The sequence below is a fragment of the Mesorhizobium sp. M0408 genome (assembly GCF_040321495.1).
Classification (GTDB): Bacteria; Pseudomonadota; Alphaproteobacteria; order Rhizobiales; family Rhizobiaceae; genus Mesorhizobium.
In genome coordinates this window covers 19616-44400 of sequence record NZ_JAMYRO010000035.1, presented here as the reverse complement: position 1 = coordinate 44400, position 24785 = coordinate 19616, and the positions used below count along the sequence as shown (strand labels likewise).

21 protein-coding genes are annotated in these 24785 nt (G+C 64.4%); 4 read left to right on the top strand and 17 right to left on the bottom strand.

From position 1 onward, the window contains the following. Positions 1-18: 18 nt before the first annotated feature. On the bottom strand, positions 19-966 hold the full coding sequence (locus tag NKI67_RS28975) for an LLM class flavin-dependent oxidoreductase (protein WP_352648131.1): 948 nt from the start codon (positions 964-966) through the stop codon (positions 19-21). Between the two features lie 130 nt (positions 967-1096). Further along, positions 1097-1252 carry a hypothetical protein gene (locus NKI67_RS28970; RefSeq protein WP_023678176.1) on the bottom strand — a complete coding sequence of 52 codons (156 nt, stop codon included), beginning with the start codon at positions 1250-1252 and terminating at the stop codon, positions 1097-1099. 264 nt (positions 1253-1516) lie between these two features. Between NKI67_RS28970 and NKI67_RS28965 the strand changes: the two genes are divergently transcribed. Then, a complete protein-coding gene (locus NKI67_RS28965; protein WP_352470743.1) occupies positions 1517-2284 on the top strand; it encodes an SDR family NAD(P)-dependent oxidoreductase in 768 nt (255 codons plus the stop codon). Between the two features lie 14 nt (positions 2285-2298). Here NKI67_RS28965 and NKI67_RS28960 read toward each other — a convergent pair whose 3' ends face one another. The 10 genes from NKI67_RS28960 to NKI67_RS28915 form a co-directional block, all read right to left on the bottom strand. Then, complete coding sequence (locus NKI67_RS28960; RefSeq protein ID WP_352574549.1) at positions 2299-3243, bottom strand: ABC transporter permease; 945 nt, start codon at positions 3241-3243, stop codon at positions 2299-2301. Beyond that, the gene (locus NKI67_RS28955; protein ID WP_352636941.1) at positions 3240-4295 is read right to left on the bottom strand and encodes an ABC transporter permease; all 1056 of its coding nucleotides are present in this window, start codon (positions 4293-4295) and stop codon (positions 3240-3242) included. Before NKI67_RS28955 ends, NKI67_RS28960 begins: the two co-directional genes overlap by 4 nt. Continuing rightward, the gene (locus NKI67_RS28950) at positions 4295-5785 is read right to left on the bottom strand and encodes an ABC transporter ATP-binding protein (RefSeq protein ID WP_502897353.1); all 1491 of its coding nucleotides are present in this window, start codon (positions 5783-5785) and stop codon (positions 4295-4297) included. The genes NKI67_RS28955 and NKI67_RS28950 overlap by 1 nt, the downstream gene beginning before the upstream one ends. A gap of 277 nt (positions 5786-6062) precedes the next feature. After that, positions 6063-7094 carry a BMP family protein gene (locus NKI67_RS28945; protein WP_352648129.1) on the bottom strand — a complete coding sequence of 344 codons (1032 nt, stop codon included), beginning with the start codon at positions 7092-7094 and terminating at the stop codon, positions 6063-6065. 152 nt (positions 7095-7246) lie between these two features. Beyond that, complete coding sequence (pcaF, locus tag NKI67_RS28940; protein ID WP_352574544.1) at positions 7247-8452, bottom strand: 3-oxoadipyl-CoA thiolase; 1206 nt, start codon at positions 8450-8452, stop codon at positions 7247-7249. Positions 8453-8592: 140 nt separating this feature from the next. Continuing rightward, entirely contained in the window at positions 8593-9354 is a 762-nt protein-coding gene (locus tag NKI67_RS28935; protein ID WP_352574542.1) for an SDR family NAD(P)-dependent oxidoreductase, read from the bottom strand. Positions 9355-9365: 11 nt separating this feature from the next. After that, positions 9366-10178 (bottom strand): ABC transporter permease, encoded by an 813-nt coding sequence (locus NKI67_RS28930; RefSeq protein WP_352648125.1) that lies wholly within the window; start codon positions 10176-10178, stop codon positions 9366-9368. Beyond that, positions 10178-11041, bottom strand: coding sequence for an ABC transporter permease (locus NKI67_RS28925; RefSeq protein WP_352648122.1), 864 nt, complete (start codon positions 11039-11041; stop codon positions 10178-10180). Before NKI67_RS28925 ends, NKI67_RS28930 begins: the two co-directional genes overlap by 1 nt. A gap of 76 nt (positions 11042-11117) precedes the next feature. Further along, positions 11118-12281 (bottom strand): ABC transporter substrate-binding protein, encoded by a 1164-nt coding sequence (locus NKI67_RS28920; protein ID WP_352470751.1) that lies wholly within the window; start codon positions 12279-12281, stop codon positions 11118-11120. Next, the gene (locus NKI67_RS28915; RefSeq protein WP_352648120.1) at positions 12262-13392 is read right to left on the bottom strand and encodes an ABC transporter ATP-binding protein; all 1131 of its coding nucleotides are present in this window, start codon (positions 13390-13392) and stop codon (positions 12262-12264) included. Before NKI67_RS28915 ends, NKI67_RS28920 begins: the two co-directional genes overlap by 20 nt. Positions 13393-13506: 114 nt before the next feature. Between NKI67_RS28915 and NKI67_RS28910 the strand changes: the two genes are divergently transcribed. After that, a complete protein-coding gene (locus NKI67_RS28910; protein WP_292657193.1) occupies positions 13507-14319 on the top strand; it encodes a helix-turn-helix domain-containing protein in 813 nt (270 codons plus the stop codon). A gap of 8 nt (positions 14320-14327) precedes the next feature. Here the strand turns inward: NKI67_RS28910 and NKI67_RS28905 are convergent, their stop codons facing one another. The 5 genes from NKI67_RS28905 to NKI67_RS28885 form a co-directional block, all read right to left on the bottom strand. Continuing rightward, complete coding sequence (locus NKI67_RS28905; protein ID WP_352648118.1) at positions 14328-16397, bottom strand: 3-hydroxyacyl-CoA dehydrogenase NAD-binding domain-containing protein; 2070 nt, start codon at positions 16395-16397, stop codon at positions 14328-14330. 121 nt (positions 16398-16518) lie between these two features. Beyond that, positions 16519-17466: an ABC transporter permease gene (locus NKI67_RS28900; protein ID WP_352456288.1), complete on the bottom strand. Its 948-nt coding sequence runs from the start codon at positions 17464-17466 to the stop codon at positions 16519-16521. Positions 17467-17468: 2 nt separating this feature from the next. Further along, positions 17469-18443, bottom strand: coding sequence for an ABC transporter permease (locus NKI67_RS28895; RefSeq protein WP_023678190.1), 975 nt, complete (start codon positions 18441-18443; stop codon positions 17469-17471). A 1-nt stretch (position 18444) separates the two neighbouring features. Beyond that, positions 18445-19938 (bottom strand): sugar ABC transporter ATP-binding protein, encoded by a 1494-nt coding sequence (locus tag NKI67_RS28890; RefSeq protein WP_352456362.1) that lies wholly within the window; start codon positions 19936-19938, stop codon positions 18445-18447. A gap of 74 nt (positions 19939-20012) precedes the next feature. Continuing rightward, entirely contained in the window at positions 20013-21026 is a 1014-nt protein-coding gene (locus NKI67_RS28885; RefSeq protein WP_023678192.1) for an ABC transporter substrate-binding protein, read from the bottom strand. Positions 21027-21244: 218 nt separating this feature from the next. On the opposite strand from NKI67_RS28885, the gene NKI67_RS28880 reads away from it, so the two are divergent. Together NKI67_RS28880 and gnd are read left to right on the top strand one after the other, a co-directional pair. Continuing rightward, positions 21245-23656 (top strand): glucan 1,4-alpha-glucosidase, encoded by a 2412-nt coding sequence (locus NKI67_RS28880; protein WP_352648115.1) that lies wholly within the window; start codon positions 21245-21247, stop codon positions 23654-23656. Between the two features lie 100 nt (positions 23657-23756). Further along, the gene (gene gnd, locus NKI67_RS28875) at positions 23757-24773 is read left to right on the top strand and encodes a phosphogluconate dehydrogenase (NAD(+)-dependent, decarboxylating) (protein ID WP_352648112.1); all 1017 of its coding nucleotides are present in this window, start codon (positions 23757-23759) and stop codon (positions 24771-24773) included. Positions 24774-24785: the final 12 nt, after the last annotated feature.

Here is a 24785-nt window from a genome sequence, read left to right as displayed (position 1 = left end):
GCGGACGACGGAGGCGCTTCAGCAGCCGGCGCGTGCTCCCTGTATCGAGCGTGACGCAAACGCCCCCGGCTGAGGGACATCGGCCTCGCGCCGTGCCAGCGAATTGCGCAAGAGCGCGATCGCCTCGCGGCCGGCGGTCGCAATCTCGCGCGGCCTGTCGACGCCGACGATCATGAACTCCTTGATCCCCAAAGCGGCGTAAGAAAGCAGCGAAAGCGCGACCTGCGCCGGCGGCCCGGCAAGTTCGAGCGCCTTCTGGCAGGAAGCGGCCGGTTTGTCTTCCGTACGGATTTGGACCGGAAGCGCGAAACGCAGCTTGCCGGCCCGGCCGTGTTCGGCAGCAGCGCCGCGTACGCGCTCCATTGACTGGCGGATTTCTGCAAGCGAGCCAGGCGCCAGCTCGAACACGTCCGCATGCCTGCCCGCGACCCTGAGCGCAGTGCCCGACTGCCCGCCCATGCGGATGGTCACATCGGCACCATGCGGCCCCTTGCGCGGCACATAGCCGCCTTTGATGCTGTAAAAGGTGCCTTCATGGTCGAACGGCCTGTCGTTCGACCACAACCGCTTCAGCAGCACCAGATATTCGTCGATGCGTTGCCAGACCACCGTATGGCCGGCCGGACGTGCCTCGGCATCGTCGTCGCTCAGCGGCTCGCTGAGCATCCTGAGCGACAGCCGGCCACCGCTTCTCGCGTCGAGGGCAGCGAGCTGCCGCGCCGCCACGGTTGGTTCGATCACGCCTGCCCAATGCGTGAGCACGACCTCCAGGGACGAGGTCCGGTCCAGCGTCTGGGCGGCAAGGTCCATATTGGTCAGCAGCCCGGCCTGGTCGTCGATGACGATCTTCCGGAATCCGGCATCCTCGATCAGTGACAGCTTCGTCGCGGTCTCGACAAAGTCGTAGAAAAAGCTGGCGTTGGTGGCGTGGATCTTACCGGGAACATGCGTGAACTCGATTGGCATTGCCATCTCCTCCATCACGTTGGAATCAGGGCGCGCAAAAGCGCACCGACATTCGGTTCATCAACTCCGGAATTTCTGCAAACGGCAGGCCGCTATCCCGAGGAAGCCTCGATGATCAGAGCCTTGACAATCAGGGGATCAGCCCCAGTACCACTGCCCCGGTGAATACAAACGCAAGGGCAAAGACGAGATAGGCGAAAGCGCCGGCATAGGCCGGCCGCCACACCTGGTCGGAACCCAGCCTTTGGCCTTTGCGGGCAGTCTGAGCGTTCTGGCTATAGGACATATCGACCTCCGTCTCGGCGCTTAATCTATAAAATCAGTAGACTTTGTCGAGTGCTATTTTCGCGCGATCCTTAGAACAATTTTCTCCAAATGATAGACACATTAGTGCTTTTACTGCTTAGCGCTGCCTTTCGAGGCATGCCAGGGTGACGGCAGGAAACGTCAGGTCCATGTGTCTGTGGCTCCTTGGCCATCCAATGGATGAGGGATAGCATCGCTTCAGCGGAAAGCCGCGACGTCACGGCAAGGCAGCAGGGAGCAAACCATGGGCACAAGACTGGCCGGCAAGGTCGCCATCATTTCGGGCGGCGCGACGGGAATGGGCGGTGCGGCCTCGGAGCTTTTCGCGGCCGAGGGCGCCAAGGTGGCGATCGTCGACCGCAACGGCGAAGCGGCGGCGGCCACCGCAGCGGCGATCAGGCAACGCGGCCATGTCGCCGAGCACTGGGTCGCCGACGTATCGGATGAGGCGCAGGTCGAAGCGGCGGTGAAGGGCGCGACGGAAAAATTCGGCCCGGTCACGGTTCTGTTCAACCACGCCGGCACCCTCGTCATCAAACCCTTCCTGGAGACCACGCTGCAGGAATGGGACTGGCTGCATGCCGTCAATGTGCGTTCGATGTTCCTGATGACGCGTGCCGTGCTGCCCGGCATGATCGCCGCCGGCGGCGGTTCCATCGTCTGCACCTCGTCGATCTCGGCGGTGGCGGCGACGCCGATGGAGGTGCTTTACGACACCACCAAGGGCGCCTGCCATATGTTCGCGCGTGCCATCGCCGTCGAGTTCCGCGACCGCAACATCCGCTGCAATGCGGTCTGTCCAGGCTTCATCAGGACACCGCATGGCCTGCGCGAGGTCGCCGATCTCGACAAACTCGGCGTCGATGTCTCCGACGCGGCAATGGCGGCGCAACAAGGGCGGATCGGCGAGCCGGAAGAGGTCGCGAAGGCAGCCCTGTTCCTGGCCAGCGACGAGGCCAGCTTCGTCAACGGCGCCCATCTGTTCGTCGATAACGGCTTCACCGCGATGTGAAAGGCGAAGCGCCGCTACCGCTCTTCGCGCCGGAACGGCTTGAGCAGCGCCGACGGGGCCACCGCATTGCGCGACATCACCGCCATAGCGACGATGGTGAAGATGAACGGCAGCATCAGGAAGGCCTCGTAGGGGATATGGCCAAGCCCGCTCGCCTGCATGCGCAACTGCAGGGCATCGACGAAGGCAAACAGCAGTGCCGCGCCTGCCGATCGCCACGGATCCCAGCGGCCGAAAACGACGAGCGCGATTGCCACCCAGCCACGCCCCGAAACCACGCCGAAGGTGAAGGCGTTGAATTGCGCCATCGACAGGAAGGCACCGGCCAACCCCATCAAGGCACCGCCGAGGATCACCGCCTGGAAGCGTGTTGCAATGACGCTGACGCCGGCAGAATCGGCGGCACGCGGGTTTTCGCCGACCATGCGCACCGACAGGCCCCAAGGCGTGCGGTAGAGCACGAAGGCGGCCAGCGGTATGGCCAGCATCGCCATGTAGACCAGCGAGAACTGGTTGAACACCGCCGGCCCAAGCACCGGAATGCCGGACAGGATCGGGATCGGCAGCGTCTCGAATCCCTTGATGTTCGGCGGTACCGATTGCTGGCCGAAGATCAGCCGGTAGAGGAAATAGGCAAGGCCGGAGCTAAACAGCGTCACGCCGATGCCGCAGACATGCTGGCTGAGGCCGAGCGCTACAGTGAACAGCGCGTGCACGGCGCCCATCAGCGCCCCGGTCAGCACCGCCGCTAGCACGCCAAGCCAGAGGCTGCCGCTGAGGCTCGCCGCGGTGAAGCCGGTCATCGCCGACAAAAGCATGATGCCTTCGATGCCGAGATTGAGCACCCCGGCGCGCTCGGAGAACATCTCGCCCAGCGTCGCGAAGGCTAGCGGCGTGGCGATGCGGATGATCGCGGCAAGGAAGCCGACCTGGAAGATCTGTTCCAGCACCACGCTCATTTGGCTATTCCCACGCGACGGATGCGATAGGCGGTGAACAGCAGCGCCACCAGCATGGCGAGCAGCGCAGTTCCCTGGATGACATCGCTGAGGAAGGCCGGAACGCCGGTCGCCCGCGACATCGCCTCGGCGCCGGTCATGACGGCGGCAAGGAAGATCGCCGCCGGCACCACGCCGAGCGGATTGAGCCTCGCCAGCATGGCGACGACGATGCCGGAATAGCCATAGCCCGGCGAGATGTCGCTCATCACCTGGAAATGCACGCCGCCGACCTCGCCGACGCCCGCAAGGCCGGCCAATGCGCCAGACAGCAGCGCCGTCGAAATCAGCACCCGCTCGACATTGATGCCGCCATAGCGCGCCGCCTCGGGGTTTTCGCCGGTGACCCTGATGCGGAAGCCGAGCGTGGTGCGCGCGACCACGAACCAGATGACCGGTGCGGCGACCAGCGCCGCGACGACCCCGAGATGCAGCCGCGTGCCTTCGAGCAGCACTGGAAAATTGGCCGTATCCTCGATCGGCGGCGAGATCGGGTAGCCGCTGAAACTGTCCTTCCATGGCCCTTCGATCAGCGCCATCAGTGCGTAGAAAATGACCGAGTTGAGCAGCAGCGAGCTGACCACGTCATCGACCCTGAATTTTACCCGCAGCGTGGCGGGGATCAGGGCGACGGCCGCGCCGGCGGCGGCACCCGCCAGCGCCATCAGCAGCATGGCGAGCGGCCCCGGCATCTGGATTGCACCGACGGCACAGCTCGCCACCGCACCAGCCAGCAATTGCCCTTCGGCGCCGATATTCCAGAATTTGGCGCGGAAGGCGACTGCCACGGCAAGTCCCGTGAAGATCATCGGGGTGGCACGCACCAGCGTTTCGGTGACGGCGTAGCTGTCGCCCAGCGACGCCGAAAACATAACGCCATAAGCCTCGACGACGCCGGCGCCAGCCAGTGCAATGAGGCCGCTGCACAGGATCAGCGTCGCGCCGATGGCGAGCAGCGGCAGCGCCAGATTGAACCAGGCGGGCGTTGAGGTGCGGGCCTCGAGACGGAACATCAGGCATGGCCCTCCGCTCCGGTCATCATCAACCCGAGTCTGGCGATGCTGGCGTCGGCGCTGTTCAGCGTGCCGACGATGCGGCCCTCATACATCACCGCGATACGATCCGAGAGCATCAGCAACTCTTCCAGATCCTCGCCGATGACGACGATGCCGCAGCCCTTGGCGCGCATGTCGAGGAATTTTTCGTGGATGAAACGCGCGGCGCCGATGTCGAGGCCGCGAGTCGGCTGCGAAACGATCAGCACCTTCGGATCGAAGGCGAGTTCGCGCGCCAAAAGCGCCTTTTGCAGATTGCCGCCGGAAAGCGCCCCGGCGCGCGTCATCGGCCCGGGGCAACGTATATCGTAGGCTTTGATCTGTGCCTCGGCGAAGGCGCGGATCGCATCCGGCTTGAGCAGGCCGTTGCGGCTGAACGCCGCCGTGCCGATGCGCGGCAGCACCATCGAATCGGCGAGCGGCAGATTGGTGACCAGCCCTGTCGTCATACGGTCTTCCGGGATGCGGCCGAGGCCGAGCGCCTGCACTGTGCTCGGCGAGAACCGCGAAACCGTTTTGCCGGCTATGGTCATCTTCCCGGCATCGGGCGCACGCACGCCGGAGATGACCTCGGCAAGCGCGCGCTGGCCATTGCCGGAGACGCCGGCGATGCCAAGGATCTCGCCGCCACGAACCGACAGCGAAACATCGCGCAGCGCCATGCCGGAATGATGAGATGTCGAGATACCGTCGAGGGTCAGCACGGCCGCACCGGGCATCGACGGTCCTCTGGCCGGAGGCACGATCTCGTGGCCGCACATCAGCCGCGCCATCTCCGAGGACGTGGTGCTGGCCGGCGCATCGACGCGGCCGGCAACGCGCCCATGCCGGAGCACGACGCAGCGATGCGTCAGCGCTCGCACCTCGTTGAGCTTATGCGAGATGAAGATGATGCCGAGCCCTTGTGCCGCCATCGAGCGCAGCGCCGAAAACAGCCCGTCGACCTCGGTTGGTGCCAACACCGCCGTCGGCTCGTCGAGGATCAGCAGCCTTGCGCCGCGAAACAGCGCCTTGACGATTTCGAGCCGCTGTTGCTCGCCGACCGACAGCGCCGAGACGGGGAGGTCCGGGTCGAGCGTCAGCCCGTGCTGGCGGCCGATCTCGGCGAGCCGCGCCAGCCCGCCGGCGCGGTCGATCCGGCCCGATCTGCCGGGAATGCCGATCAAGAGGTTCTCCAGCACCGAAAGCCGCGGTGCGAGATGAAAATGCTGGTGCACCATGCCGATGCCGGCGGCCAGCGCATCGGCCGAACTGTTGATCGCCACCGACCGGCCCTGCACCAGGATCTCGCCGGCATCGGGCGCATAGGCGCCGAACAGCACGTTCATCAGCGTCGTCTTGCCGGCACCGTTTTCGCCGAGCAGCCCGAGGATTTCACCCGGCGCGACGCTGAGATCGACGGCTTCGTTCGCCTTGACGGCGCCAAAGCTCTTGGAGATGCCGCGCATTTCGATGAGAGGGGCAGGCGTTGACAAGGGTGCTCCCGATCGGAATTGGCTTACGATTCAGCTTGGACCTGCGGGTGGCGCTCGTCGCACCCCCCTCTGGCCTGCCGGCCATCTCCCCCTCAAGGGGGGAGATCGGATGTCACTTCTGCTTTCGCAAATCGTCAACGCTGAAGAGGAGGGCGCTGTCGGCGAAGCTGCTAATCTCCCCCCTTGAGGGGGAGATGGCCGGCAGGCCAGAGGGGGGGTGCGACAAGCACCAACCCCAAAAGACAGAGCCCTAATCCGAGACCGGCGTATTCTCATCGACGTCGACGCGGAAATTGCCGTCGAGGATCTCTGCCTTCTTCTTCTCGACCAGTTCCTTGACCTCGGCCGGCAGCGTCTTGTCGAACTTGTGGTAGGGCGCGAGGTAGGAGCCGCCCTTGGCCATGCGCGAGAAATCGCCGTAATCCTGCGCGGTGAAGACGCCGGCCTTGACCAGCTTGATCGCCTGCTCGACGGTCGGATACATGTCCCAGACCGGCCCGGTGATCACCGTGTCGGGGCCGAGGCTCGACTGGTCCGACATGTTGGAGATGGCGAGGATCTTCTTCTCCGCCGCCGCTTCGATGACGCCGAAGCGCTCGGCATAGATGACGTCGACGCCGGCATCGATCTGGGCGACGGCCGCTTCCTTTGCTTTTGGCGGATCGAAGAACGAGCCGATGAAGGCGACCTTCTTCTTGATGTCGGGATTGACCTCCCTGGCGCCGGCAAAGAAGGCGTTGACCAGCCGGTTCACTTCCGGAATGCCCATCGCCGCGACGGCGCCGACCGTGCCTGACTTCGACATTTTTCCGGCGATCATCCCGGACAGATAGGCCGGCTCGTGAATCCAGTTGTCGAAAACGCCGAAATTCGGCTCGGCCGGCCCGGCGCCGGAGCCGAACAGGAAGGCGGTCTTCGGGAACTGCTTGGCGGTCCTACGCGATTCGCGCTCGGCGGCGAAGGCATCGCCCAGCACCAGCTCATAGCCGCCCTGCGCATATTCGCGCATGACGCGGCTGAAATCGGCCGTCTGCACCTTCTCCGACCATTTGTATTCGATGCCGAGTTCCTTCTCGGCCTTCTGCAGGGCAACGTGGATCTGGTTGTCCCACGGCTCCTCGATCGGCGTGGCGAAGATCGCCGCCACTTTCAGCTTCTTGGTCTTGGCAAAGGCGCTGCCCGGCAGCATCGCCGCCGCCAGGCCGAGCGCGCCCAGCTCCAGCACGTTGCGTCGCGAAAGCCCTTCGCGTTTCGATTGGATTCTGCTCTTCCCGTTGTCCATTGCATGCCCCTCTGATTGGCGCCGTGTCGAGCCGGCTCTCTTCTCCGGAATATCGGCGAAGGAACTATGGAGCGGTGCCCGGCTTTTGTCCACATGGTCAAATTTGAGTGGGCGGAACGCGCCATTAGATGGCCCGGCAAATCGACGCTTGCTCACAATCTCTCCAGCGCCACCGCGATCCCCTGGCCGACCCCGATGCACATGGTGGCAAGTGCATAGCGGGCGCTACGTTCGCGCAGCTCCAGCGCCGCCGTGCCGGTGATGCGCGCGCCGGACATGCCGAGCGGATGGCCGAGCGCGATGGCGCCACCATTCGGGTTGACGTGCTCCGCATCCTCGGCAATGCCGAGCTGGCGCAGCACGGCGATGCCTTGCGAGGCGAAGGCCTCGTTGAGCTCGACGACGTCGAATTGCTGCGGCGTCAGGCCGAGCCGGGCACACAGCTTTTGCGTGGCCGGCACAGGGCCGATACCCATGATGTGCGGCGCCACGCCGGCGGTGGCACCGCCCAGAACACGGGCGATCGGCGTCAGCCCATATCTTTTCGCGGCTGCTTCCGAGGCGACGATCAGCGCCGCCGCGCCGTCATTGACGCCCGAGGCATTGCCGGCCGTAACCGTGCCGCCTTGTCGGAACGGCGTCGGCAACTTGGCCAACGCTTCGATCGACGTGCCCCCGCGGGGATGCTCATCTCTGTCGACAACGACCGGATCGCCCTTGCGCTGCGCGATCGTCACCGGCGTGATTTCCTTTGCCAGCCGGCCATTGGCTTGTGCGGCTACAGCCTTGTCCTGGCTGCGCACGGCAAATGCGTCCTGGTCGGCGCGGGAGACAGCGAACTCTTCCGCCACGTTCTCGCCGGTCTCCGGCATCGAATCGACGCCGTATTGCTTCTTCATCAGCGGATTGATGAAGCGCCAGCCGATCGTGGTGTCGTAAATCTCGGCATTGCGCGAAAAGGCGGTCTCTGCCTTCGGCAGCACGAACGGAGCGCGGCTCATCGATTCGACGCCGCCTGATATCATCAGCTCCGCCTCGCCGGCCTTGATGGCGCGGGCAGCAATTATCACCGCATCCATGCCCGAACCGCAGAGACGGTTGACGGTCGAGCCCGAAACCTCCTTGGGCAGGCCGGCCAGCAGCAGCGCCATGCGCGCCAAATTACGATTGTCCTCGCCGGCCTGGTTGGCGCAGCCATAGACGACATCGTCGATAGCAGCCCAATCAATGCCTGGATTACGCTCGACCAGCGCCCTCAGAGGTATCGCGCCGAGATCGTCGGCACGGACCGCCGACAGCGAGCCGCCGAAGCGCCCGATCGGCGTGCGGATGTAGTCGCAGATATACGCCTCGGCCATTATGCCGCCTCTCTCTTGCACTGACGATTTCTGCTCCCGGCCCGCCATCTTGGCCGCATTCTCCTTGAGACGAAAGCACATCTCGCTGCCGGCCGTTAGGCCAACGAGAATTTCAGCTGCCGCCCGCCGGGAGCGGCGGATCAGCCGATGCTTTCTCCACCGTCGATCACCAGCGCCTGACCGGTCATGAAGGACGAGCGGTCGGAGACGAGGAACAGGATCGCTTCGGCGATTTCCTCCGCGCTGGCCCAGCGCTGCATGGGAATTTTGGTGCGGACATAGTTCTCGATCGCCGCCCGCCCGCCCATCTGCGCGATGAACGGCTCGTTGAAGGGCGTATCGACCCAGCCGGGGCACAGCGCGTTGATGCGGACATTGTGTTTGGCATAGTCGAGCGACATCTGCCGGGTCATCGCCACCACTGCATGTTTTGACGTTGCGTAGGCGATCATTTCGCGGTCGTAGAACACACCCGAATTCGAGGCGGTATTCAGGATCACCCCGCCGCCTTGCGCGATCATCGACGGCATGACCAGCCTGGCCGCGAGGAACTGCGCCCGCACATTGATCCGCCAGGAGGCATCCATGCCGTCGGCGCCGACTTCGGTCAGCGTGCCGCCGACCTGGATCCCGGCATGATTGTGCAGGATGTCGATCCGCCGATGCCGCCCCAGCGTTCCCGCAATGAGCTGCTCGACCGCCGCATCCTCGCCGACGTCGGTGGCGACGGCCTCGGCCCGACCGCCGGCCGCACGAACGTCGGAAGCGGTTGCTTCCCCCGCCGCCTGGTCCCTGTCGGCGATCACCACGAGCGCGCCTTCCCTGGCCATCATCATGGCGCCGGCACGCCCGATCCCCGACCCGGCACCCGTCACCACGGCGATGCGATCTCTCAGAATCATGTTTTTGTCTTTCAGTGTGATGGTTTTCGTTGCCGCAGTTGCCATTGGGCAAGCACAACGAGCAGAACGGAGGCGACGAGCACGATCGTCGCGACGGCATTGATCTCCGGCGTGACCCCGCGCCGGATCGAGGCGAAGACATAGATCGGCAATGTCGTCTGTGCGCCGGCGACGAAGAAAGCGACGATGAAATCGTCGAAGGAGAATGTGAAGGCGAGCAGGAAGCCGGCGATCACCGCCGGCATGATCTGCGGCAACACGATGCTGCGGAACGTCGTCAGCGGGGTAGCGTAAAGATCGCTCGAGGCCTCGACCAGATTGCGGTCGAGGCTGCCGAGGCGCGTGCCGACAATCATCGCCACCAGCGCCATCGAAAACAGCCCGTGCGCGGCGATGATCGAGCCATAGCCGAGCGCCAGGCGCGGTGGCTGGTCGTTCGGCCACAGCGAAGCGACAAACGGGTTGACCACCCCGAATAGCTGGACCAGCGCGACCAGCGTCGAGATGCCGATGACGACGCCAGGAACGACGATCGCAGCACCCAAAAGCGCATCGAAGACGGCTCGCGTCCGCGCGCCGACACGCGCCAGGCCAAGCGCGGCCGCCATGCCGCACAGCGCCGCCAGCAAGGCGCTGGTCGTGGCGATGAACAGGCTGTTCTTCAGCGCTTCGACCAGGAACGGGTTTGCCAGGGCCTTGCCGTACCATTGCATCGAGAAGCCAGTGAACTCGCTGGCGTGGTGGCCGGCGTTGAACGAAAACAGCACCACCAGCGTGATCGGCAGGTAGAGAAAGGCAAAGACCGCAACGACGAAGGCACGCATCAGATCAGGTCCACCCGGCGGGCACCCGAAAGCCGGGTCGAAATGCGGTTCGCGGCAAGCAGCACGACCACTGAAACCGCCACAAGTGTGATGGCGATTGCCGATCCGAATGGCCAGTTGCGCGATTGCAGGAACAGATCGACCAGCGCGTTGCCGATGAAGAAGACCTTGCCGCCGCCGAGTAGCGTCGGGATCAGATATTCGCCGAGCAGCAGGATCATGACCAGCGAGAAGCCGGTCATCACACCTGGCAGCGACAGCCGCAGCGTCACGCCGAGGAATGTCGAGATCGGCGTCGCGCCGAGATCGGCGGAGGCCTCCAGCAGCCGGCGGTCGAGCCGCTCGAGGCTGACATAGATCGGCAGGATCATCAGCGGCAGATAACCATAGACGATGCCGAGCAGAACCGCTCCCGGCGTGTTGATCAGCCGCACGTCCTCCAGCCCGACATAGGCCAGCAGAGCTGGGATGCCGCGCCCGCCAAGCACATACATCCAGGCATAGGTTCGCATCAGCAGGCTGGTCCAGAACGGGATGACGACAAGCGCCAGCAGGATCAGCCGCCACCGTTCCGGCGCGCGCAAAGCGAGGTAATAGGCGACCGGATAGGCAACGAGAAGACAGGCCAGTGCGCCCGCCGGCGCCAGCATCATGGTGTTCCAGAAGGCGGTCGCCCGCGCCGGAAGATTGGCATACTGCGCCAAGGTGAAAGCGGCCTGATAGCCGCCTTCCGGCGCCCGCTCGCCGACGCTGAAAACGGCGATCGCCACGAACGGCAAAACTAAAAACACCACCAGCCACGCCGTTGCTGGACCGAGCAGCAGGGCGGTCAGGAGATTGTGACGAAGGACGTTGCTGCGCATTGAAAAAACCGCCCCGGTGCCGGCGGACATCTGTCCGCCGGGGAGTTGCCTGCATCGAGCCTGTGGCCTGCCCGGTTCAAGCCGACTTGAAGCGTGCCATCAATTCGGCCCGGCCCGGATCGGTTAGCGTCGCAGCCGCACCGAATTCGAGCGGCTTCAGCAGATCCGCCGCCGGATAGAGGATCGGATTGTCCAGCACCTCCTTGGGCAGCAGCGCATTGACCCGCGCATCGGTGGAAGGCGCACCGTTGGCCAGGTGCTCCTTGACGGCGACTTTCGGGTTCATCAAATAGTTGAGCAAGGCATAGCCGGCAGGCTTGTTCGGCGCATCCTTGGGTATTGCGTAGAAGTCGGTCCAGATCTCGCCGCCTTCCTTGCCAAGCACGTAGGCGATTTCGGGGATGTCGCGGTGGAGCTGCGCCCCGTCATTGGTCCAGCACATTGTCATCCAGGCGTCACCGGCACGCATCGACGGCTGGTAGTCGCTGGAGACCGCGAACAGATGCGGCTTGACCTTCAGCAGCAATTCCTCCGCCTTGGCGAGTTCGTCCGGCTTCAGCGAGTTGAACGAGAAGCCGAAATATTTCAGCGCGTTGCCGATCGTGGTCAGCTGGTAATCATGAACCATGGTCCGGCCGTCGCCCTCCGCCATGGCCGTGTCCCAGAATTCCTTCCAGCTCGTCATCGGCTTGGTCAGTTTCTTGGTGTTGACGGCAAATCCGGTGGTGCCCCAATTCTTCGGCACCGCGTAGGTCACCCCGTCGATGGTGCCTTCCCCAGTGAAGCGCGGGTCTTCTTGCGAGCCGTCATAATTGGCAAGCTTGGCCATATCCAGCGCTTCGATGATGCCAAGCTTCTTGTAAGTCGAGATCGTGTAGTTGGTCGGAACGAAAAGGCTCCAGCCCGAGGCGCCGGCCTGCAGCTTGGCCAGCATCTCCTCGTTTGACCCAAACACGTTCACCTCGACGGCAACGCCGGTTTCGGCCTTGAAATTCTCGAACGTCGCCGGATCGTGATAATTGGGCCAGGTGGCAATCGACATGCGGTCGCCAAGCCCCTCCTGGGCGAAGGCTGGCGAGGGCATGATGCCGAGTTCGCGGGCCATTACTGCCGTTGCGATGCCTAGGCCGGTGAGGCCAAGGAACTCGCGGCGGCCGATGGAACCGCGCTTGAGGCGCATCAACTGGTCGACGAATTTTTCAGGGCTTATCGGCAGTCCGTCACGATACGATTTCGACATTTTTGTTTTCCCTCTGGTTGGTCCCGTTATTCTCCGGAAACGCCAGCGGCGTTCCGGTTGTAAAGCCGACGGCGACGGGTTCACCCGGCTTGAAGAGATTTCCACCGCCAACCAGATGATCGGCCTTGGCGAGCAGTGTCCCGATGCCCTGGACCTCGATTGCATATTCCGCGGTGGAACCGAGAAAGATCCGGTTGCGGACAAGCCCGTTCAGCCGGCCGCTTCCGGGCGCGCCGAGACTTAGGGATTCTGGACGCAGGCTGACCGAGACGGCTTCGCCCTGGGCTAGCGAAGTGCGCTTGCGCGCGGCGATGACGGTGCCGTCGGCAAGCGCTACCTCGACGAGCTTGCCCGAGAGCCCGACGACCTTGCCGCTCAAGAGATTGGTCTTGCCGACGAAATCGGCGACGAAGAGGTCGGCGGGTTCGTCGTAGATTTCGCTCGGCTGCCCAAGCTGGACGATGCGCCCGCCATTCATGACGCAGACGAAATCGCTCATCGACAGTGCCTCTTCCTGATCGTGGGTGACCAGGACGAAGGTGATGCCGATCTCGCGCTGCAGGTTCTGCAGCTCTATCTGCATGTCGGTGCGCAGCTTCTTGTCGAGCGCCGCCAGGGGCTCGTCGAGCAGCAGCACCGCCGGCTTGTTGACCAGCGCGCGCGCCAGGGCGACACGCTGCTGCTGGCCGCCGGAAAGCTCATGGATCTTGCGGCGTCCATAGCCGGCAAGCCGAACCATGGCGAGCGCCTCGCCTGCCTTCAGGCTGATCTCCCGCGACGACAGGCGCGGCCGCGCCTGGCGTAGGCCATAGGCGACGTTGTCCGCCACATCCAGATGCGGAAACAACGCATATTGCTGGAACACCATGTTGACCGGCCGCCGATAGGTCGGCGTGCCGGCCATGTCGCGGCCACGGATGAATACCACACCTTCGCTCGGCTGTTCGAAGCCGCCGATCATGCGCAAACAGGTTGTCTTGCCGCAGCCGGACGGCCCGAGCAACGCAACAAAGGCAGACGGCGGGATGGCAAGATCGATGCCGCTGACCGCGATCACGCTGCCGTAGCGTTTGGTGACCCCGCGAAACTCGATGTCGGGCACTGCGGTCAAAGCTGCGGGCTCCAGCGGCTAGTTGGTCTCGAAACGCTATCAGAGCCAATGGCGGCTAGTATATACCTCCCAGGTGGTATATTTCGTCTATTTTCTCGTTTGGAGGGGTATGAATTGGGCGTTTCACGCAGCGATGAATACAGCCGGCTCGCTGCGCTCATCGCAGCGACGCGGGAGACGAGCGGCGAGCTTTTCGGCAAGGCGATGGTCGCCTGGCTCCGCCAGCATGTCAGCTTCGATCATTGCGTGATCTTCGGCTATCGCGGCGCCTCACGCCCGCCGCTGCTGTTCGAGACATTCTCGCCGGCCGAAAGCCACGTCTTCGTCGCGCTCTATCAGGAAGGGCCTTATCTGCTCGATCCGTTCCACCATGCGGCAGTCGAGCGCAAGGAAGGCTTTTGGCGCATGCGCGAATTGGCGCCGGATCGCTTCTATGCCAGCGAATATTACCGCTCCTATTACAGCCAGACCAGGCTTGCGGAGGAGGTCGGCTTTTTCGTGCCGCTGCCGGGAAAGGACGCGCTGGTGGTCTCGCTAATGCGATTGCGCGCTTCGGGGCCGTTCGGAACCGCCGATGCCAGGTTGCTGCGCGACATGGCGCCTGCGGTGATCAGCCTCGTCAGGCTGCGCTGGCCTACCCTTCCGGCTGACGGACCGGTTGGGACGAAGCAAGACGAGGCGATTGCTCCGGTCAGTGAGTTCGAACGTGCTCACATCTGGAAGAGCCTTTCGCTCACGCCGCGCGAACAGCATGTTGTCGATCTGGTGCTTCAGGGCCATTCCACGGAATCGATTGCCAGGGCGATGCGCATCGTGCCGGGAACCGTAAAAGTTCATCGCCGCAACATTTACCGCAAGCTCAAGATAAAGTCGCAGGCGGGTCTGTTCGCGCGTTTTGTCGAGATCATGGACGCACGGATTCGGTAGTCCCGAGTTCAGCCGGCAGCGCCGTCCCAGGAACCGGTTTCGGCCATCTGCCTGAGCCCGGGTGCCACTCGAAAGACACCCTTGCCGGTCTGCTGGTGCCAGTGATCCAGCCGCCGGATGATCTTGTCCACGCCTTCGAGGCTCGCCCAGAACATCGGCCCGCCCTTGCCGACCGGGAAGCCGTAGCCGTTGACCCAGACGACGTCGATATCGGAGGCGCGGGCGGCAATCTTTTCCTTGAGGATTTTGGCGCCCTCGTTGATCATCGGATAGAGCGTCCGCTCGATGATCTCCTCGGCGCCGATCGCGCGCGGTGCAATACCGCGCTCGGCAGCCTTGTTGCGGATCAGCGCCTCGACATCGGGATCGGGCAGCGGCGTGCGCGAACCGCCTTCGTAGCGATAGAAGCCGCTGCCGGTCTTCTGGCCGAAATGTCCCTGTTCGCACAACGCATCGGCGATCACGGCCGTCTGGCCACGCGCCTTGCGGTTGCGCCAGCCTATGTCGAGGCCGGCGAGATCGCTCATCTCGAACGGCCCCATCGGCCAGCCGAAATCGGTGAACACCTGGTCGACCTGGCGCGGCATTGCGCCTTCCAGCAGAAGCGTCTCCAGCTCCGCACCGCGCGCCGCCAGCATGCGGTTGCCGACGAAGCCGTGGCAGACGCCGACAACGACCGGCACCTTGCCGATCCGCCGTGCCAGATCGACGATGGTCGCCAGCACGTCGGGCGAAGTCTTGTCGGCGCGGACGATTTCCAAAAGCTTCATGACGTTAGCCGGCGAAAAGAAATGCATGCCGAGGATATCTTGCGGCCGCGACGTCGAAGCGGAGATTTCGTTGACGTCGAGATAGGAGGTGTTGGTGGCGAGGATCGCGCCCGGTTTGGCCACGGCATCGAGCCTGCCGAAGACATCCTTCTTGACCGCCATCTCCTCGAACACGGCCTCGACGATCAGGTCGCAATCGGCAAGATCGGCATAGTCGGTGGAACCCTTGAACAACCCAAGCCGTTGGCGCTTGGCGTCTTCGCTCAGCGAGCCGCGGATGACGGAAACGGCATAATTCTTGTTGATCGTCGCCAGCCCGCGCTGCAAGGCCTCGTGTGTCGCTTCCAGCAAGGTCACGGGGACGCCGCCGTTGGCGAACGCCATGGCGATGCCGCCGCCCATCGTGCCGGCGCCGATGACGCCGACCCGGGCGATCTTGCGCCTGACGACGTCCTTGCCGGCAATCTTTGCCGCCTCACGTTCAGCGAAGAACAAATGCCGCTGCGCGCGTGATTGGTCCCCGGCGACAAGCTTGACGAACAGGTCGCGCTCCGCCGCCAGCGCTTCGTCGAAGGGCAGCGTCAGGGCGTTGCGGATCGACTGCGCACAGGCGATCGGCGCCTCGAGGCCGCGTGCTTTGCCGGCAAGCACTGCCGCTTCCTTGTCGAACGCCGGCAAGTCGGCCTGGTCGAGGCGATCATTGCGGTCGCGCACCGGCGTGAACGGACCGCCTTTCGCGGCCGTTTCGTTGGCGAAATTCACCGCTTGCGCGGTCAGGTCGCCATCGAAGACGGCATCCATCAGGCCGGCGGCGAGCGCCTCGGCCGCACCGATCGGCGTTCCCGAAACGATCATGCTGAGTGCCTTCAGCGGACCAACCAAGCGCGGCAGGCGAACCGTGCCGCCGCCGCCCGGCAGCAGGCCGAGCTTGACTTCCGGCAGGCCGAGCCTTGCCGTTCGGTCGGCAACACGGAAATGGCAGCCGAGCGCCAGTTCCAGGCCGCCGCCGAGCGCAGTGCCGTGAATGGCCGCGACCGTCGGCTTGGCGATGGTTTCCAGCATGGCGACTAGGGCGCCCAGGTCCGGTTGCCGCGCCGGCTTGCCGAATTCGGTGATGTCGGCGCCGGCGACGAAGGTCCGCCCGGCACATGCTATCACGATTGCTCGGACCGACGGCTCGTCGCGCAGGGAAACGAGCGCCTGCATCAGCGGCTCGCGCACATGGAAGCTCAGCGCGTTGACCGGCGGATTGTCGATGCTCACCACCGCGACGTTGCCGTGCCTTGTAGTGCTGACGAAATCGGACACGCAAACCTCACGCAATGATGTTGGCCAATAGCGCGACGGGATTTACAGCGCTGGCATGCGGATGGGAACCACGTGTTTTGCGGGCCGGATCGATATCCCCTCGCCGCCGGGTGGCCTTGCCTTAGCGCAGCGCCTTCTGCCCACCGGCGGCGGTGATGACGCCGACGATGATCAGCCCTGTCAGCACCAGGCGGACGCCGACGCTGACGCCGAATGTGTTGAGCATGGTCAACAGCAGCACCAGGAACAGCGCCGCGCCCCAGACCCCCGGCACATTGGCCTTGCCGCCCGCCACCGACGTGCCGCCGATGACGACGACCGCGATCGAGGCCAGCAGATACTCATTGCCGATATCGACATTGGCGCCGCGGAAATAGCCGGCGAGCAGTGCGCCGTCGAGGCCGCCGAGCGCGCCCGACAGCGTGTAGGTGAGGAAGCGGGTGCGGCCGACATTGACGCCGGCCAGCCAGGCAGCGCGGATGTTTTGGCCGATCGCCAGCACCGAGCGTCCGTAGATCATGCGCTGCAAAACGATGCCGGCGCCGATGGTGAACAGCACGGTGAGGATCGCCAGCACCGGGATGCCGAAGATCTGCCAGTTGGTGAAATCGGCAAAGCCCGGCGGCGGCTTGATCTGCAGGCCCCGCCCATAGCTGATATCGACCGACTGGATGACGAAGCTGGCCGACAGCGTCGCGATGATCGGCGGAATGCGCAGCGCCCAGATCAGCAGATAGTTGACGGCGCCGATCGCCATGCCGCAGGCAAGCGCTGCCAGCAGGCCGACCGCGATCATCGCATCATTGCCGTCCATGACCTTCATGGCGACGGCGCTGGCAAGGCCGATATTGGCCGGCAGCGACAGGTCGACATTGCCCGGCCCGAGCGTGATGACGAACATCTGCCCGACGCCGACGATGACCGTGAAGACGGCGAGCGACAGCGCCGCCGTGATCATGCCGCCGCCGCCATAGCCGCCGGTGAAGGCGATGGTCGCCAGCCACACCAGCAGCGCCCCGAAGAACGACCAGATCCAGGGTCTGGCAAGCAGTGTCCGCAGCGATGCCATGCTCACCTCTCCCTGCGGCTGATCAGCACCCGCGCCGCCAGCACGATGATCAGGATGGCGCCATTGGCGGCGACCTGCCAGTCGGGCGGAATGTGCATGAACGTCAAGAGGGGCGATGCCGCCAGCGCCAGCGTCAGCGCGCCGATGACGGCGCCGATCGGCGACACCCGGCCGCCGACGAACTCACCGCCGCCGAGGATGACGCCGGCGATCGAAAGCAGCGTATAGCCATTGCCGATATTGGCATCGGCCGAGGTGGTGATGCCGATCAGCGCCATGCCGGACAAAACGCCGAACAGGCCGGTCAGCGCAAACAGCGCGATCTTGGTGCGCAGCAGCGACCAGCCGGCGCGCTTGAGTGCGGCTGAATTGCCGCCCGATCCACGCAGGATGACGCCGTAGGAGGTGCGCATCAGGCCAAAGTGGACGACGGCTGCGATCAGCAATGCCGCGATGATCGGGAACGGAATGAAGGGTGGCTTGAAGGCCATCAGCGCCAGCAGCCAGTCCGGCGCCTTGCCGCCGGGCTTGGGCAGGATGAGGATGGCCATGCCCTGCCAGACAAAACTCATGCCGAGCGTCACCACGATAGAGGGCAGGTTGCGCAGATGGATCAGCGCGCCGAGCAGCGCGTAGACGCCGATCGACCCGAGCAGGATGACGACGCCGAGCAGCGGCGCGTCCTTCAGCCATGTCGCCGTCACGCAGCCGACGAAGCCGACAAAGGTGCCAATCGACAGATCGAGCTCGTTGCCGGCGATGACGAACATCTGCGCGATCGTCGCCAGAGCGATCGGGATCGCCAGATTGAGCATCAGGCTGAAACCGAAATAGCTGATGGCGCGCGGGTTGAGCCAGGCGATGGCGATGAGCACCAGCGCCAGCGACAGTGCCGGCAGCAGGCTGCGCAGCATGCGCGCCCGCCTCGTGGCGCGAGCCGAAGATTTTAGCCCATTCTCGACGGATACCGCTGTCATCTCAGGCCGCATCGCCGAACGAGGACTGGATGATCTTTTCCTCCGTCAGTTCGTCGCGACGAAGATTGGCGACGATCCGGCCGTTCTTGAACACATAGATGTGGTCGCAATTGTCGAGCTCTTCGGTTTCGGTGGTGTACCAGAGGAAGGTGCGGCCATGGCGAGCCTCTTCGCGCACCAGGTCGTAGACTTCGAGCTTGGTGCCGATGTCGACGCCGCGCATCGGATCGTCCATCAGCACGATCTTGGCGTCGGAGCCGAGCGCCCGCGCGAACAGCGCCTTCTGCTGGTTGCCGCCGGACAGCGAGAAGATGTTGTTGTTCATGTCGGGCGTACGGATGCCGATTTTCCGCTGCCACAACTCCGCGAGCTCGGCTTCGCGCTGCGGCGAGATCAAGAGGCCGTTGCGCAATCGCGCCAGCGAACGGATGCCAATGTTCTCGGCAATCGACCATTGCGGAAAAATCCCGTCCGACTGGCGGTCGCCGGCAACCAGCGCCACCGGCGCGGTGACCTCGATGCCGGTCTTGGCACGGGAAGCCGCAGCAAAGATAGCCAGCAAAAGATCGGTCTGCCCATGCCCGGCAAGTCCGGCAAGGCCGATGATCTCACCGGCACGGGCGACGAGCTCGTTGCCGTCCTGCTGTCGCGCCGGGCGCGCCCGGACCCGCAGCGGGCCGGGCTCCGGCTTGCCGCTCGCAATTTCTGCGGCGGTCTTCTCGCGCGCCTCCGCTCCGCCCATCGCCGTCACCAGGCTGTCGCGGTCGAAGGCGTCGGCCTGCCCGGCGGCGACCACCTTGCCGTCGCGCATCACCACGATGCGGTCGGCATTTCCGAGCACTTCGCCCAACACATGCGAGATCAGGATGCAGCTCTTGCCGGCGGCGATGAAGCGGCGCACGAACGCCAGCAGCTGGCCGGCGGTATGCGCGTCGAGCGAGGATGTCGGCTCGTCGAGGATAACCAGCTCGAGCGGCTCCTGCGTGACCGTGAAGGCGCGCGCCACCTCCACCATCTGCCGGCTGGTGATGGAAAGATCACCGACGATGTCGGATGCCGAGATGCTGTGGCCGGGGAAGATCTCGTCGAGCTTGGCGGCGATCAGATCGGCCGCCTTGCGCCGCCAGCCGAAGCCATGCAGCGACGCGTGGTTGATCCGCGTGTTCTCGGCGACGCTGAGGTTCGGGCAGAGCGACAGCTCCTGGAACACACAGCGTATGCCGAGCTGCTGCGCGCGCGGCACCGAATAACTTGCCTCGACACCGCCGCGGACCGCGATCTGCCCGCTGTCGGGGGCAAGCGTGCCCGCCACCATATGCATGAGCGTCGATTTTCCGGCGCCGTTATGGCCGACGAGACCGACACATTCTCCGGCACGAACGCTGAAATCGACACCGGCGAGCGCCCTGACGGCGCCGAAATGTTTTTCGGCTCCGTCCAGTCTTATGATGTCCAAACTGACGGCGCCGAAAAGCTTTTCGGCGCCGTCCGGCATGATGATGTCTGCATTGGCCTCGGGCATCCCTCAACGATACCCGGTTATCCGTGGCGGCAACAATAGTGCCATGCTCACTTGATGTTGGCCTTGATCGCCGCGACGGCGTCTTCCTGCGTGTATTCGTGGCTGGCGACGCCGCCCTTCGGAATCTTCGGCAGCGCGGCCTCGAAATCGTCCTGGGTGAAGGCAAGATAGGGCACCAGCAGGTCGTGCGGCACGTCGGTGCGGCCGTCGAGCACCTGCTGCGCCACCCAGAAGGCAAGCGTCGATACGCCCGGTGCGATCGATGCCGACCAGGTCTTGTAACCGTCCTTTTCCTTCTGCTCCTTCCACCACTGCAACTCGTCCTGGCGATTGCCCATGATGATGGTCGGGCGTGGCTTGCCGGCGGCGGCGAAAGCCTGCGCCGCGCCGTAGCCGTCACCGCCCTGGTCGACGACCCCGACAACATCCGGCAGCGAAGGCAGGATCGTCGCTACGGCTTTCTGTGCCGTGGTCTGGTCCCAGTCGCCGGTCACCGAGCCGACGATCTTGAACTCGGGATGGGCAGCGACGCCTTCGAGGATGCCGGCATGGATGGCATCGTCGATCGAGGTGCCGGCGAGGCCGCGGATTTCCAGCAGGTTGCCGCCCTTGGGCTGGAACTTGGCCATCTGCTCGACCTCCTGCTTGCCCATGTCCTTGAAGTCGACAACGACGCGGTAGGCGCAGGGTTCGGTGACGATGCCGTCGAAGGAGACGACGACGATGCCGGCGTCGCAGGCCTGCTTGATGGCGCCGTTGAGCGCATCCGGAGACGCCGCGTTGATGACGATCGCGTCATAGCCCTGCAGGATCAGGTTCTGCACCTGGGCTGCTTGCGTCGGCACTTCCTTGTCGGCCGTCGTGAAGACGTCCGCGGCGCCGACCACCTTGTCGGCAACCGCCTTCTTGGTAACGATGGCGTAGCTGTCCAGCATCGCCTGCCGCCAGGAATTGCCGGCGTAATTGTTGGAGAAGGCGATTTTCTTGCCGCTGGTGTCGGCAAGCGCTGTACCTGCGGCGAGCATCGCCGCAAGAGCCCCCAAAACGAATATTTTCCTCATGTCATACTCCTCCCGTGAGTTGCTGTCTTACTGGTGGTTAATGGCTGGCTGGTGGGTATTGGCTGATACGCTCACAATCTTGTTTTTTATCTATTATCAGACAAATGCAGATAGGCGGCAAGCTGTCAACAGCAATCCATGGCCGGCGATCAACTTGCGGTGCAATCATTGAAACCGGTTCGACTCCTGGTCTAGGGATGGCACTGGAGACCGATTGAATGGCGACGAACCTTGCTCCGGGTGCACCCGGCATTCCGGCGCGCTGGACCTCGAGCGCCAAGAGCGGCGTCGGCACCGCGCTCTCGCCGGCCTGCCCGATCTGGTTCACCATCAGCCACGGTATCCTCAACGAGATCTACTACCCGCGCCTCGACAGCGCCTGCACCCGCGATCTGGGGCTGATCGTCACCGGACCCGACGGCTATTTCTCGGAAGAAAAACGCGACGCCGAACACAGTATCGAACCCCTGGCGGACGGGGTGCCTGCCTACCGGCTGGTCAACACCGCAAGCGATGGAACCTACAGGATCGAAAAGCGCATCCTGACGGATCCGGAACGTCCCGTCTTGCTGCAGGAGATTATGTTCACGCCGCTCAAAGGCGCGGCCGCCGACTACCGCGTCTACGCGCTGCTGGCACCGCACCTCGTCAACGCCGGCATGGGCAACACCGCCTGGATCGACGACCATGAAGGACAGCCTGTCCTGTTTGCATCGGGACGCGGCACCTGCCTGGCGCTCGCCTCGTCGCTGCCGTGGAAGGTGTGCTCGGCCGGCTATGTCGGCGTCTCCGACGGCTGGCAGCAGCTTCGTCAAGGCGGCCGGCTCGATCCGGCCTGCCGCAGGGCCGAGGACGGCAATGTCGCGCTGACCGGCGAGATCGCCTTTTCGGCTGCGAACCCAAAAATATTGCTGGCACTGGGCTTCGGCGCGACGCCGCAACAGGCGGCGGAAACTGCTTTCGCCAGCCTGAGGCAAGGTTTTGAGCCCGCGGCCAGATCCTACATCGAAAAATGGCGCAAATGGCAGGCCGGCCTGCTGCCGCTGGACCGGCACGCGGCGTCCGGCCTCAATCCCTACCGCCTCAGCACGGCGGTGCTGGCGACACATCGGTCGTCTGCCGGAGCAGCCGTCGCCAGCCTGTCGATCCCGTGGGGCTTCAACAAGGGCGACGACGACCTCGGCGGCTATCACCTGGTCTGGCCGCGCGATCTGGTCGAAACCGCCGGCGGCTTCCTCGCCGCCGGCGACCCGGCGGAAGCCTTGCGCATCCTTGGCTATCTGCGCGCGATCCAGGAGCCGGACGGCCGTTGGCCGCAGAACGCCTGGCTCGACGGATCGGCCTATTGGCCGGGCATCCAGATGGACGAATGCGCCTTCCCGCTGCTGCTTGCCGACGCACTGCGCCGCGCCGGCCATTTGCCGCCTGCCGCACTCTCCTCCTTCATGCCGATGATCGAGCGCGCTGCCGCCTATGTCGTGCGCAACGGTCCGGTCACCGGCGAGGACCGCTGGGAGGAAGACGCCGGCTACAGCCCGTTCACGCTTGCCGTCGAGATCGCCGCATTGCTAGCGGCTGCGGACATCTTCGATGCCGCCGGCAAAACAGAGCCGGCAAACTATCTGCGCGAAACCGCCGATGTCTGGAACGATCAGATCGAACGCTGGACCTACGTCGCCGGTAGCTCCTCAGGCGATGAAGCCGGCGTCGAGGGCCACTATGTCCGCATTGCGCCGCCCGACAAAGCCGGCGCGGCATCGCCGAAAGACGGCTACGTCCCGATCAAGAACCGCCCGCCGGCGGATACGGACCGGCCGGCCAAGGCGATCGTCAGCCCCGATGCGCTGGCGCTGGTCCGCTTCGGCTTGCGGGCAGCCGACGATCCGCGCATCCTCGACACGGTCAAGGTCATCGACGCGCAATTGCGCTGCGAACTGCCGCAGGGCCCGCTCTGGTACCGCTACAATGGCGATGGCTATGGCGAGCATGCCGACGGCGCGCCCTTCGATGGAACCGGCCGGGGCCGGCCCTGGCCGCTGCTGGTCGGCGAGCGCGCTCATTACGAGCTGGCGGCAGGCCGCAGGGATAGTGCGGCAAGCCTGCTCAGGACGTTCGAGAACTCTGCCGGATCGGGCGGCCTGCTACCGGAGCAGGTCTGGGACGGTCCCGACATGCCGGAGCGCGAATTGCGGCATGGCGGGCCCTCCGGCAGCGCCAAGCCGCTGGTCTGGGCGCATTCCGAGCACATCAAGTTGCTGCGGTCGCTGCGCGACGGCACGGTGTTCGACATGCCGCCGCAAGGCGTCAAGCGCTATATCGAGGGCAGGACGGTGTCGCGCTTCAGGGCATGGCGCTTCAACCACAAGATCCGTACCATCCCGCCAGGCAAGGCGCTGCGCATCGAACTTCTGGCCCGGGCGGTGGTTCATTGGAGCAGCGACAATTGGGCAACCGTCCATGACACCGAGACCACCGCGAATGCTTTCGGCATCCATCTTGCGGAATTGCAGGTTGCCGAGATTGCTCCGGGCAATAGCCCGGGCAATAGCATTGTCTTCACTTTCTTCTGGCCCGATAGCGGCCATTGGGAGAATGCTGACTTTTCTGTCGGCATCGGCGATACCGGATAGAGCATGATCCCGCAAAGTGGAGACCGGTTTTCGGAAAAGATCATGCTTCAATCACAGCGCCACTAGATCATCGATCCCTCAAGTAAGGCAGGACGAGACCATGCAGATAGGAATGATGGGACTGGGCCGGATGGGCGCCAACATGGTTCGGCGCCTGCTGCGCGATGGCCACGAATGCGTCGTCTACGACATCAACTCGGCGAGCGTCGCCGCGCTTGTGAGCGCCGGCGCGGTCGGAGCCGCCTCGATGGAGGAGTTCGTCGGCAAGCTGGCGAAGCCGCGCAGCGCCTGGCTGATGCTGCCGGCGGCGATCACCGGCAAGATCGTCGACCAGGTGGCTGCCCTGATGGAGCCGGGCGACATCATCATCGACGGCGGCAATTCCTATTATCACGAGGCCGTCGACCACGCCGCGCGCCTCGCCTTGAAAGGCTTGAGCTATGTCGATGTCGGCACCAGCGGCGGCGTCTGGGGCCTCGAGCGCGGCTACTGCCTGATGATCGGCGGCCCCGACAGCGCGGTCCAGCATCTCGATCCGGTCTTCGCAACGCTGGCGCCGGGCGCCGACGCCGCTTCGCCCGCCCCTGCCAAGGATGCCGGAACCGCTCCCTTCGGCTATCTCCACTGCGGACCAAGCGGCGCCGGCCATTTCGTCAAGATGGTCCATAACGGTATCGAATATGGCGTTATGGCCGCCTATGCCGAAGGCATGAACATCCTGAAGTCGGCGAATGCCGGCAAACGGCAGCGCACCGCCGATGCCGAAACCAGCCCGCTGGAAAACCCGCAATATTACCAGTTCGACATCGACATCGCTGAAGTGGCCGAGGTCTGGCGGCACGGCAGCGTCATCGGCTCGTGGCTGCTCGACCTGACGGCCGGCGTATTGAAGGCCGATTCGTCGCTGACGCAGTTCGGCGGGCGGGTCTCGGATTCCGGCGAAGGCCGCTGGACGCTGAAGGCGGCGATCGACACCGGCGTGCCGGCGCCGGTGCTGTCCTCGGCGCTGTTCGACAGGTTCTCCTCGCAAGGCGAATCCGAATTCGCCGACAAGCTTCTGTCCGCCATGCGCTATGCCTTTGGCGGCCATGTCGAAAAGCCCAAGGCCGGCTCGTGACGGGCGACAGGG